The following is an 11,545-nucleotide window of genomic DNA, read 5'->3' on the forward strand; positions in this document are numbered from 1 at the left end:
CGGGTCGCCGGATCGTGGCAGCAGCGCTGGCCGGGTGCGGCGGGGCGCTGCCATGGGTCGACCTTGCCGCTTTCGCACGCCAGGCCATCGCAATGGCGCTTGTGGACCGTGAACACGCTAGCCGGCTGAGTGGCCCGGTATTTTTCGATCGCGGCCTTATCGATGCTGCAGCCGCGCTGGAATTCGCAACCGATGAATGCGCAGTCGACCAGTTGGGATTGGCGCACCGCTATCACTATCAGGTTTTCGTGGTCCCGCCCTGGCCGGAAATCTGGGTCCGGGATACGGAGCGCCGCCACGATTTCGGTGAGGCGATCGCCGAATACGAACGGCTGATGGGTGTTTACATGCGAATGGGTTACGTGCCGGTAGTTCTGCCAAAAGCGGATGTGGCGCTGCGTGCAGACTATGTCATTGAGCACCTTGGCTGAATTCCGGGAGGCGGCGAGTCGGTAATCCATGGCTGGAGGATGGCGTGGCGGCGGATCCGACCCTGCCATCGCAGTTGTGGGCCATGTGGCCGGAACCTATCCCCACGCGGCCCGTTCTGGAAATGCCAAATCGCTGACGACGGTCAAACGAAATGGTGAAGCCACTGCCAACATGCGGGCCGCGGTAGAGCCCGCAAACCATCTGGACCCTTGGCATTGCCAGGTTTTCCGGGGTTACCCGTGCGTCCAGCTATCATCTTAAGGACCAGAGGAGAATTCCGATGTCTTTCCTAGACCGTATCGTTGCCGCGATCACGCCGCTTGAAAGCGAAGAGACTCGCCTGGCGGCTCGCGCCAAGGCGCGGAACGAAGCGATCGTCGGTGGCTGGCTGTCGCTTGTTCTCGATCAGCACGAAGCGATCGAGGATGCCTTTGCCCGGGTACACGCCGCGCCGGACGCCGAAAGCCGGCGAAGCGCGGCGCGCCGTCTGGGGATGCTGCTTACCGCCCACGCCAATGCCGAGGAAACGATCCTCTATCCCGAGATGGCCGACAGCGGCCACAAGGCCCACGCGAGCATGGCCTATGAGGAACAGGCGATGACCAAGGTGCAGCTGGCCCTGCTGGAAAAGCTCGAGCCGATGTCGCAGGATTACATCGATAAACTGGAGCATATCCGGGGCGCGGTGACCCATCACATGTACCAGGAAGAAAGCGACTGGTTTCTGGAACTGCAGGCCGAAGTGCCGACCAGCCGGCAGACCAATCTGCGGTACCGCTTCGAGGAAGAGGTGGACAAGTACGCCGCGCCGGCGGTCTGATCCGTCCAAAGCGGCGCCGCACGTCGCCTGGCCCCGAGCGGCGCCGGCCGGATTTCCGACAAGACCGTCCGTCGCGCATTTCTGCGCCTGTCGGAGCGGCAGCATGCCTGCGCCGCGCGTGTATCCCTGGATGACGCGGACCGTGCATGCGGCCCTCGGTTGCAGATGGCAGGGGGAACAGAGGTGCGTGCAACGGCGGATGGACAAGACAGGTTAAGCCGCGCCCTGCCGCCAGGCCGAGCGCGTGGGTGAGCGGGTCGGGCAGCGATGCTGCCCGACGGATAGCAGATGCCGCGACTTCCCCAGCGCGCGGCAACCCTCCGGAGCTATGGCCAATCCGCCTGCTTCCGGCCTTGATCCCTCATGCCTATGTCGCTTCCCCTTACTCCCCCTGCTTAGTGAAGACATCTAGAGGGAGGCCAGACACAGCCGATTGAGTCACCTGGCGATGACTTGAGTTTCGAGCGATATTTCCGAATATTACGGTTATGGTTATTATCCACAGAAAAATTATGCTTTTAGATTAATAGTTTATTGCGTCGCAGTAACCACTCGATTTTGGACTGGTTAATGTTACGGTTCTATTCGTTGCCGTATCGATCGTTTCGATTGCGACCGGGCGTGGTTCGTGGCACCCCTGCACGTCGAATGAATGCCCGAGAAGGATGCCTTGCGATGCCCGACGCTGCCACGAAATCCCGTCTGCGCCTTGCCGTGATGGGCGGTGCCATGCTGGCCGCGCCTTTCGGCCTTTCCGGCCCGGCACAGGCCGACGAAGGGATGTGGACGTTCGATGCCTTTCCCGCCGCCCGGATGAAGCAGGATTATGGCTGGGCACCCGATCAGGCCTGGCTTGACCGCGTGCGCGCATCGGCGGTGCGGCTGACTGGCGGGTGTTCTGCCAGCTTCGTTTCGCCCGAAGGCCTGATTCTCACCAACCACCATTGCGTGGTGGAATGCGCGCAGAACCTGTCGAGCGAGAAGGACGACCTGGTGGCCAACGGCTTCATCGCCGCGCGCCGCGAGGACGAGCGCAAGTGCCCGGGCCAGCAAGCCGAAGTGGTGACCGCGATCACCGACGTGACCGGTGCGGTGAAGGGCGCGATCGGCACCTTGGCGGGTGAAGCGCTGGTCAAGGCCCGCGATGCCAAGATCGCCGAGATCGAGAAGGCGGGCTGCAAGGACCTGGCCACAACGCGCTGCCAGGTCGTCACCCTGTTCGGCGGCGGGCAGTACAGGCTTTACACCTATCGCAAATATTCCGACGTGCGGCTGGCCTGGGCGCCCGAATTCCAGGCGGCGTTCTTTGGTGGCGATCCCGACAATTTCAATTATCCCCGCTATGCGCTCGATGCCGCATTCCTGCGCGCCTATGAAAACGGCAAGCCGGTAAAAGCGGCGGCGTACCTCAAATGGAACCCGCGCGCGCCGCAGGCAGGCGAAGCGACATTCGTCGTCGGCAACCCCGGTTCGACCCAGCGCCTGCTCACCATGGATCAGATCGCGTTCCAGCGCGAGGTCCGCCTGCCGATCACCAACACCGTGCTCTCGGAACTGCGCGGGCGGCTGATTGCGGCGATGGCGCAAAGTGCCGAGCGCAGGCGCGAGGGCGCAGACAGCCTGTTCGGCATCGAAAATTCGCTCAAGGTCTATATCGGGCAGCAGAAAGCTTTGAACGATCCGGCTTTCGTCAAGATGCTGGCGGATAACGAAGCCACGCTCAAGGCCCGGGTCGCCGGCAACGCCGCGATCGGCGATCCCTGGGCTCAAGTGAGCCAGGCGGTCGCGGCCTATCGCAACGTCTATCTGGCCTATCGCTTTACCGAGCCTTCGGGCGATCTCTATGGCTATGCCGAAACGCTGGTGAAAGCGGCGATCGAGCGCGCCAAGCCGAATACGGAACGCCTGCCCGGCTATACCGACAGCGCGCTGCCGCTGCTGGAAAAGGAAGTGCTGGATGCACGGCCGGTCTATCCCTGGCTCGAGCAGCTGAAAATGGAATGGAGCCTGTCAAAAGCGCGCGAGTATCTGGGGGCCGACGATCCCGATACGCGGCTGCTGCTGGGCAAGGAAAGCCCCGAAGCCCTCGCGGCCCGGCTGGTTTCGGGAACCACGCTGGGTGATCCGGCCATGCGCAAGGCGCTGTGGGAAGGCGGCGCTGCGGCGATTGCGGCCAGCACCGATCCGATGATCGTCTATGCCCGCAGTCTCGAGCCACGCCAGCGCGCGTTGCAGAAGGCGGTAGACGCGCAATACCAGGGGCCGCTCGCCGCCGCCGGGGCAAAGCTGGCCGACGCGCGCTTTGCCGCATACGGCGCCACGGTCTATCCCGACGCCACGTTCACCTTGCGCATCAGCTATGGCAAAGTGGCGGGCTGGAAAGAGCGCGGGCAGGACGTTGCGCCGATGACCACGATCGGCGGCGCGTTCGAGCGTGCGACCGGTGCACAGCCCTTTGCGCTGGCCAAGGCGTTCAGCGCCAACGCCACACGAATCGCCAAGGCCACGCCGTTCGATTTCGTCACCACCAACGATATCATCGGCGGCAATTCCGGATCGCCGGTGGTGGACCGGGAGGGGACCGTGATCGGTGCCGCCTTTGACGGCAATATCCATTCGCTGGGTGGCAACTATGGCTATCAGGGTGACCTCAACCGCACGGTCGTGGTCAGCACCGCAGCCGTGCAGCAGGCGTTGGAAGTGATCTATCCGGCGCCGGCGCTGGTGCGTGAACTCGCGTCGAAGTGAACGACCTTGGCCGGATCTGCGCCTGCGGCCGCCAGCCGCCGCGCGCGCAGGCCGGCTTCCTCCCGCCCGATGTAATCGCGGGTAAGCGGCAGGGCATCACGGTGGCGCACCAGTTGAAACTGGAAATTGACCAGATCGGCATGCTCGAATGCCGTGGCCGCACCGGCCAGGTAGAACAGCCACATGCGATAAAAGCGCGCATCGAACAGCGCTTCGATCCTGTCGCGATTGGCAACGCAGCGTTCGTACCACGCGCGTAGCGTGGGGGCATAATGGCGACGTAGCACTTCCACGTCGGTGATCATCAGGCGATTGGGCTCCACCGCGGCCACGGTCTCGCTCATCGCCGGGATATAGCCGCCGGGGAAAATGTACTTGCGCGTGAAATCGTCGGTGACCGTGGGGGGGCCAGCGCGGCCGATCGTGTGCATCAGCATCACGCCGTCGTCGGCCAGGATATTGTGACATTGGCGGAAATAGGCGTCGAAGTTGGGCACGCCGACATGTTCGAACATGCCCACCGATACGATGCGGTCGTAATGGTCGGTCACGTCGCGATAATCGGTGAGGCTGAACGTGACCCGGGCATCGACGCCTTCGCGCCTGGCCCAGTCCCGGGCGTAGGCGAGTTGTTCGCTCGACAGCGTGATCCCGTGAACCGTGGCCCCGGTCAGCTTGTGCAACTGGATCGCCAGGCCGCCCCAGCCGCAGCCGATGTCGAGTACGCTGTGCTCGGCGCGAAGGGCCAGCTTGGCGGCAATGTGTTCGATCTTGGCATGCTGCGCCTCTTCCAGCGTGGTGACGCCATCGGGCCAATAGGCGCACGAATACTGTCGCAAAGGATCGAGAAACAGATCGTAGAGGCGATCGTCGAGATCGTAATGATGCGCCACGTTGCGGCGCGAGGCCGTGCGCGCGTTCACCTGATCGAGCCGCCCGGTGATACCCAGCCAGAACTTGCGCAAGGGGCCAAGCTTGTCGATATCGCCCGCCCGCTCCCACGGGTTGTTGCGGCGCACGAAGCTCACGAAATCCATGATGTCGCCGCCTTCGATGCGGACGCGATCATCCATGTAGGCCTCGCCCAGGCCGAGACTGGGATTGCGGGCAAGAAAGCCGGGTACTTTCCGGTCCATCAGGCGCAGAGTCAGGTCAGGCCAACCATCTTCCCGGTTGCCGAAAACGCGGCTGCGGCCATCCGCTTCGATCACCGTCAGCGTACCGTGACGGATCAAACGCCTGAGCACCGGCCCGAGGATCAGCATGGACATCGTTAACGCAGCTCCGAGGATCCGTTCAGCACAGTAAACTATGCACAAGCGCGGCCCGCCTGCAAGCGAGCCGCGCCATTGATTGACGGGACGAGGGTGGAATGCCTGGCGTCAACGGCAGCGGGCGCTGCCACGGTCGATTTCCCGGCCGAGCAGACCGCCGCCCACGGCACCGAGTACCGTGCCCATCGTGCGGTCGCCACGGGTATCGATCGTGCGGCCGACCAGCGCCCCGCCGACTGCGCCAATCACCAGGCCGGTGGTGCCGTTGTTGCGGCGGCAGTAATAGCGCCCGTCGCGCCCGCGCCAGACGCGCTCGTTGGCGCGGATCGGGCGGGGCTCGCGATAACGGCCATGGTTGTCGTAGCGCCCATAGGCATGGCCGCGGCCGCGGCCCGGATCGGCCATGGCCGGCGCGGCAGGAATGACAAGGGCCGCCATCACAGCGGCAAGGACGGTTTTTTTCAACATAACGAAACTCCCTGCTGGGTTCCCGAAAACGTGTGACGGTGAATGCGATGTTGAGCGAACCGATCCACAACCGGGGATGAACGTTTCGTTGTGTTGCTGGTTCCGGGGTGAACCGGGCATTGCGCGCGGTGGTCGGTTGTTTGCCAAGCCGGTTGGGGCGGGCTAGGCATGGCCGCATGCTGCTCGATCTTGTCGATGTCTTCGCCTCCGGTCCGCTTTCGGGCAATCCCCTGGCTGTCGTGCGCGGGGGTGAGGTGCTGGATGCCGCGGCCATGCTCGCTCTGACGCGCTGGCTCGGCTATTCGGAAACCGCGTTCCTGCTGCCCCCTGCGGATGCCGCCGCCGACTATCGTGTACGGATATTCTATCCAGCCGGGGAACTGCCCTTTGCCGGGCACCCGACGCTCGGCAGCGCCAGGGCCTGGCTGGCCGCGGGCAACAGACCCCGCCAGCCCGGCCGGGTGATCCAGGAGTGCGGGGTGGGCCTCGTGGAAGTCCGCATCGAAGATGAAGCCCTGGCTTTTCGCGCCCCGTCGCTGCTGCGCGACGGGCCGCTTTCCCCCGCGGAGCGGGCCGAAGCGATCCGTATTGCCGGCGTGCCGGAAAGCGCCGTGGTCGAGGCCGTTCACGCCTGCAACGGCCCGGCCTGGCGGCTGTTGCGCCTTGACAGTGCCGTGGCCGTGCTGGCCGCGCGCCCCGTGGCCGAGGCGCCGGTGCCGACGGACCTGGGCCTGATCGGCCCGTCCGCGCCCGGCGGGGCAAGCGATTTCGAAGTGCGGGCGTTCTTTGCCGATCCGCAAGGGAAAATCGTTGAAGATCCCGTCACCGGCAGTCTGAACGCGGCCGCGGCGCAAGTGCTGTTTGCCGCGGGACTGGCCCGGGGGCGTTATGTCGCCACCCAGGGGCGCTGCACCGGCGCCGACGGGCGGGTGGTGCTGACGCAGGACGAGGCCGGCGCCGTCTGGGTGGCGGGGGCCGCGCGCATAGTGGCGCAAGGGGCGAGACTATAGAAGGCCAGAAGGCCGCCCGATCCCGGACCGGCCCCTGGCTGCCGCCTCAAAAGCTTTTGGCGGCGTAAATCTGCGAAAGGTCCCCGGCCCAGGCGCCGTGATAAAGATCGAGCAGCCGTTCCGCCGGCGTTCTTCCGGATGCGACGATTTCGTCGAGCGGGGCGAGGTAGCCCGTCTCGTTGTCGCCGGCGGCATTGAGGCGCTGGCGCGCGGCAAGGCCCGAACGCGCGATGTCGAGCACGCGGGGCGCGATATCGCGCAGCGTGCCGCCGCCGGGCAGCGGCGCAGCTAGGCCGAGCCGGGGCACGCTGGCGCGCAGCGCTTCGCGTCCGGCCATGTCCCAGTCCTTGACCAGGTCCCACGCGGCGTCGAGGGCGCCCTGATCGTAAAGCAGGCCGACCCACAGCGCGGGCAGGGCACAGATGCGATTCCACGGGCCGCCATCGGCGCCGCGCATTTCCAGGAAGGATTTCAGCCGCACTTCGGGAAAGGCGGTGGAAAGATGATCGACCCAGTCGCTCTGCCGTGGCTTCTCGCCGGGCAGTGCCGGCAGGCGGCCGTCGAGGAAATCGCGGAACGACTGGCCCGCGGCATCGATATAACGGCCATCGCGGAACACGAAGTACATCGGCACGTCGAGCATGTAATCGACATAGCGTTCATAACCGAAGCCCTGTTCGAATACGAACGGCAGCATGCCGGTGCGTGCGGGATCGGTGTCCGACCAGATGTGGCTGCGATAGGAGAGGAAGCCGTTGGGCCGGCCTTCCAGGAACGGGGAATTGGCGAACAGTGCGGTGGCCAGCGGCTGCAACGCCAGGCTGACACGGAATTTCTGCACCATGTCGGCCTCGCTCGCATAATCGAGATTGGTCTGGATGGTGCAGGTACGCAGCATCATGTCCAGCCCCATCGTGCCCACACGGGGCATGTGGCGCAGCATGATCGCATAGCGGCCCTTGGGCATGATCGGCAGATCGGCCCGCGCCTTGTCGGGCCACAGGCCAAGGCCGAGATAGGCAAGGCCGAAGCGATCGCCGATGGTCTTGACCTGCGCCAGGTGGCGCCCGGTTTCGGCACAGGTTTCGTGCAGGTTTTCCAGCGGCGCGCCGGAAAGCTCGAGCTGACCCGCCGGCTCCAGGCTCACGGCGCCGTCCGGCCCGGACATTGCGATGACTTTGCCGCCTTCCTCCACCGGTTCCCAGCCGAATTCGGTCAGCGCCATGAGCAGGTCGCGAATGCCGCCCGGCTCGTCATAAGAGGGGGCGCCGTGATCGCCGACGCGATAGACGAATTTCTCGTGCTCGGTGCCGATTCGCCAGGCGGTGGGCGGCTTTTCCCCGCGCTGCATCGGGGCGATGAGCTGATCCCGGCTCTCGATGAGAGGATCGTTGCTATCTGAAACCTGTCTCGTGCTCATGCGCGCATCCGTTACTGGCCAAATCGCCGTTGCGCCAGCGCTAAACGCGGGAGGAAGGGGCGCGAGGGGTCTACCCACCGGTCGGGGCGATGGTCACTTCGCCGCGGGCCAATCCCCCGCGACCCCCATCCACAAACCCAATGCCGCCACCGCGGCGGTTTCCCCCCGCAGGATGCGCGGCCCCAGGGTTATCGCGCAGGCGGCGGGGTGCGCGCGGATCGCCGCGCGCTCCGCTTCGTCAAAGCCGCCTTCCGGTCCGATCAGCAGCGCGGCCGGGCCGGCCTGCGCGGCAAAGGCACCGGCTGCCGGAACGCCGCCCTGCTCGTCGGCAAAGAACAGCGCCCGCCCGCTGGGCCAGTCGCGCAGCAGCGCGTCGAGCTTCACCGGCGGCGTCAGCACGGGCAGCGCCGTGCGCACGCACTGCTCGGCCGCTTCGGTCACGATCGCCGCGGCGCGCTCGGCATTGAGCCTGTCGGCCACGCAGCGGCGGGTGACCACCGGGCGGATCTGCGCGGCGCCCAGTTCTGTGGCCTTTTCCAGCACCCAGTCGAACGCCTGCTTCTTGAGAAGGGCAGGGCACAGCCAAAGGTCGGGCACGGCTTCCATGCCGCGCATCTGCCGCTCCACGGCCAGCACCATGTCGCGCTTGCCGGCCTGCGCCACGCGGGCCAGCCATTCGCCCGTCCGGTTGTCGCACAGCACGACGGCATCGCCCTGCCCGGCGCGCATCACTTTGCCCAGATAATGCGCCTGCGCTCCATCCAGCGCCACGCTGCCGCCTTCTTCGAGCCGTTGTTCGACGAACAGGCGCGGGGCGGAGCGCGGCGGCCAGGCCGGGGTTGCCGGCAGGTGAGAGGCGCGCAGGTGAGAGGCGGGCGGGTGATCGGTCATGCCCCGGTTCATAGGCAGGGCCGTGGGCGCGGGCAATCTGCCCCTTGCAGGGCCGGGCGATCGGGCGCAGGACACGGCGGGCATGACCACGGCAACCGACCAGATCGTTCCCGACAGCGAGCATCGCGGCCTCGTTGCCCGCCTGCCGCAGCCCTGGTGCGACTATGCGCTGCTGGCGCGGCTGGACCGGCCGATCGGCTGGTGGCTGCTGTTCTGGCCCTGCGCCTGGGGGGTGTTCCTGGCGGGCGGGGCGCGGCAATGGCACCTGGTGGCATGGATGCTGCTGGGCGCGATCGCCATGCGCGGGGCAGGCTGCGTCTATAACGATATCGTCGATGCCGATCTCGACGCGCGGGTGGCGCGCACGGCGCAGCGCCCGGTGGCGAGCGGGCGGGTGAGCCGCCGGGCGGCCTGGGCCTGGCTCGTTGCGCTGGCGCTGGTCGGCCTCGTCGTCCTGGTGCAACTGCGCTGGCAGGCGCAGCTCGTCGCGTTGGGCAGCCTGGCGCTGGTGGCCGCCTATCCGTTCATGAAGCGCATCACCTGGTGGCCGCAGGCCTGGCTTGGGCTGGTCTTCACCTGGGGGGCACCCACCGGCTGGGTGGCAGTCCACGATGGAGACCTTGGTGCCCTCGCCGCGCTCTATGCCGGGGCGATGTGCTGGTGCATCGGCTATGACACGATCTATGCCCTGCAAGACCGCGAGGACGATGCCCTCGTCGGCATCCGATCGAGCGCGCGGGCGCTGGGCAGCAAGGTGAAGCCCGGTGTGACGGCTTTCTACACCGCCGCCGTGGCACTGTGGGCGCTTGCATTCTGGCTGGTACGGCCCGACCCGCTTGCCCTCGTGGCGCTGGTGCCGGTGGCCCTGCACCTGGCCTGGCAGGCGCTGAGCCTCGATGTGGACGATGGCGGCAATGCCCTGGCGCGGTTTCGGTCCAACCGCACGGCGGGGTTGCTGATGGCGCTGGCTTGCCTGGCGGTTGGCAGTGCGGGGTAGCGCATGACAGGTGCTCGCCTGACGGCTGACGCGGCAAGGGGGGCTGGCGAAGCGGCGTCAGCCCATCGCCTGTCGCCCGTCAGCTAGGCCGCGGTTCAACCGGATAGACGATGAAATCGGGCCGTACAGCCTTTGCAGGCGTGTTGCCCATGGCGTCAACCGTTCGGGCCAGATCGGCAATCGCGGCCGGCGGCAGCGCCAGGCCGTGTTCGGACGGATGCGCCGGCGCTTCCATGGGGTAGTCCTGGCCTGGCGTGGTGGTCATCTCGATATGGGCACCCAAAAGCGCGCGGATCGGGTGGGTCTGGGCGAAGGCTTGCAGGCGGTGGGCACTGTCGCGGAATTGGGCGAAGTGGTTGATCGGCACATAGAGGCGGCCGGGGTAGAGCATGTCGCCGGAAAACAGCAGATGGCTGCGCGGGTCATAGATCATCATATGCGCCGCCTCGTGCCCCGGGGTGGGGATGGCCTGCAACACCCGGCCACCCAGATCCAGCGTGCCGATGGTGTTCGGCCAATCGGCCACGCGAAAGGCGCGCGCCACTTCGGCCGGGGCAAGGCCCACCACATCGGTATCGGGCCGCCCGGTGAATTCGCTGTCACCGCCATGATGATCGCCGTGGCTGTGCGAATGAGCCACGGTCAGGTGCACGGGCCTTTGCTCATGGGCCTTGCGCCATTGCGCGATCACCCCTTCCACCGTGGGGCGCACGGCAAGGCCGCCGGCCCCGGTGTCGATCAACAGGGCACCGTTCTGGCCGAACAGCAGATAGAGAAACGGCGCCTCGAAATTGGTCTTGACCGATTGGCGAATGGCGAACGTGTCTGCATCGATGCGCTGAACCTGCATCTTCGGCTCGGCCCTGGTGGTGCCGTCGATCCAGCGGGCGAACGGTAGCGGATCGAATTGGGGAGTTGCGGCCTGAAGAAGCGGCGCGGCCGCGACCAGGGCTATTGCGCGGAGGGAATGGCCCAGGCGAAAACGGGGTGCAGCGTCCATTGCGATGTGATGTCACGCTTTAGTGTGCGCCGCAACAAAATGGGCCTATATACTTAACTAGCCGTTCGCCTCAGACTATGGCAGATAGCGGCCATGCCAACGCAAACGCTAACCGCTGACACTTGTGCGAAGATGGTGGAGTCGGCAACCCGCTCTTGCCAGCCTATGATTTCGGTGCCGCCTGAACCCGCCAACAGCACTGCCGATGCATTGGCAGGCCTGTCAATTGCCTTCACTTACGGCTCTATGCTCCTTGCCGTTCTTGTCCTTCTGGCGGGTTATGCTTGGGCCAAGTTTGTCGCTCATGAAGCGAAAGAAATGGCAAAAGCGGATGCGCAGGCCTATATGGAGGCCCGCAAAAACTGATAGCGTTTTGGCGGAGGTGATGATTCAATAATCGCGAGCGATCATGGAGAGCCGTGGTGGATCCAAAGTCCCTGTTCAGTTTGAGCGAGCATCTCGAGGCCTTGAGCGGGGATGGCGAT

Annotated in this window: 11 protein-coding genes; 6 read left to right on the top strand and 5 right to left on the bottom strand. The window is 65.6% G+C overall.

What is annotated here, in order from left to right:
- The 3 genes from AC3EDY_RS15815 to AC3EDY_RS15825 all read left to right on the top strand — a co-directional run.
- Positions 1-431, top strand: a 431-nt coding sequence (locus AC3EDY_RS15815) for an AAA family ATPase (RefSeq protein ID WP_488573453.1), incomplete at its 5' end; no start/stop codon positions are given.
- A gap of 281 nt (positions 432-712) precedes the next feature.
- The gene (locus AC3EDY_RS15820; RefSeq protein WP_488573454.1) at positions 713-1,252 is read left to right on the top strand and encodes a hemerythrin domain-containing protein; all 540 of its coding nucleotides are present in this window, start codon (positions 713-715) and stop codon (positions 1,250-1,252) included.
- Positions 1,253-1,927: 675 nt separating this feature from the next.
- A complete protein-coding gene (locus AC3EDY_RS15825; RefSeq protein ID WP_488573455.1) occupies positions 1,928-4,000 on the top strand; it encodes a S46 family peptidase in 2,073 nt (690 codons plus the stop codon).
- Here the strand turns inward: AC3EDY_RS15825 and AC3EDY_RS15830 are convergent.
- Both AC3EDY_RS15830 and AC3EDY_RS15835 read right to left on the bottom strand, forming a co-directional pair.
- On the bottom strand, positions 3,958-5,265 hold the full coding sequence (locus AC3EDY_RS15830) for a class I SAM-dependent methyltransferase (RefSeq protein ID WP_488573460.1): 1,308 nt from the start codon (positions 5,263-5,265) through the stop codon (positions 3,958-3,960). The genes AC3EDY_RS15825 and AC3EDY_RS15830 overlap by 43 nt on opposite strands.
- A gap of 117 nt (positions 5,266-5,382) precedes the next feature.
- Complete coding sequence (locus AC3EDY_RS15835) at positions 5,383-5,739, bottom strand: glycine zipper 2TM domain-containing protein (RefSeq protein WP_488573461.1); 357 nt, start codon at positions 5,737-5,739, stop codon at positions 5,383-5,385.
- Between the two features lie 179 nt (positions 5,740-5,918).
- Between AC3EDY_RS15835 and AC3EDY_RS15840 the strand changes: the two genes are divergently transcribed.
- Positions 5,919-6,752: a PhzF family phenazine biosynthesis protein gene (locus AC3EDY_RS15840; protein WP_488573456.1), complete on the top strand. Its 834-nt coding sequence runs from the start codon at positions 5,919-5,921 to the stop codon at positions 6,750-6,752.
- Between the two features lie 46 nt (positions 6,753-6,798).
- Here the strand turns inward: AC3EDY_RS15840 and AC3EDY_RS15845 are convergent, their stop codons facing one another.
- Both AC3EDY_RS15845 and AC3EDY_RS15850 read right to left on the bottom strand, forming a co-directional pair.
- Positions 6,799-8,172 (bottom strand): glutamate--cysteine ligase, encoded by a 1,374-nt coding sequence (locus tag AC3EDY_RS15845; protein ID WP_488573457.1) that lies wholly within the window; start codon positions 8,170-8,172, stop codon positions 6,799-6,801.
- A 93-nt stretch (positions 8,173-8,265) separates the two neighbouring features.
- A complete protein-coding gene (locus AC3EDY_RS15850) occupies positions 8,266-9,021 on the bottom strand; it encodes a 16S rRNA (uracil(1498)-N(3))-methyltransferase (protein ID WP_488573462.1) in 756 nt (251 codons plus the stop codon).
- A gap of 124 nt (positions 9,022-9,145) precedes the next feature.
- Here AC3EDY_RS15850 and ubiA point away from each other — a divergent pair, with 124 nt between their 5' ends.
- Positions 9,146-10,060 carry a 4-hydroxybenzoate octaprenyltransferase gene (gene ubiA / locus AC3EDY_RS15855; protein ID WP_488573463.1) on the top strand — a complete coding sequence of 305 codons (915 nt, stop codon included), beginning with the start codon at positions 9,146-9,148 and terminating at the stop codon, positions 10,058-10,060.
- A gap of 79 nt (positions 10,061-10,139) precedes the next feature.
- On the opposite strand, the gene AC3EDY_RS15860 is transcribed toward ubiA, so the two are convergent.
- Complete coding sequence (locus AC3EDY_RS15860; protein ID WP_488573458.1) at positions 10,140-11,060, bottom strand: MBL fold metallo-hydrolase; 921 nt, start codon at positions 11,058-11,060, stop codon at positions 10,140-10,142.
- 165 nt (positions 11,061-11,225) lie between these two features.
- Between AC3EDY_RS15860 and AC3EDY_RS15865 the strand changes: the two genes are divergently transcribed.
- Entirely contained in the window at positions 11,226-11,426 is a 201-nt protein-coding gene (locus AC3EDY_RS15865; RefSeq protein ID WP_488573459.1) for a hypothetical protein, read from the top strand.
- Positions 11,427-11,545: the final 119 nt, after the last annotated feature.

It is taken from the genome of Novosphingobium sp. DS6-6 (genome assembly GCF_057784975.1).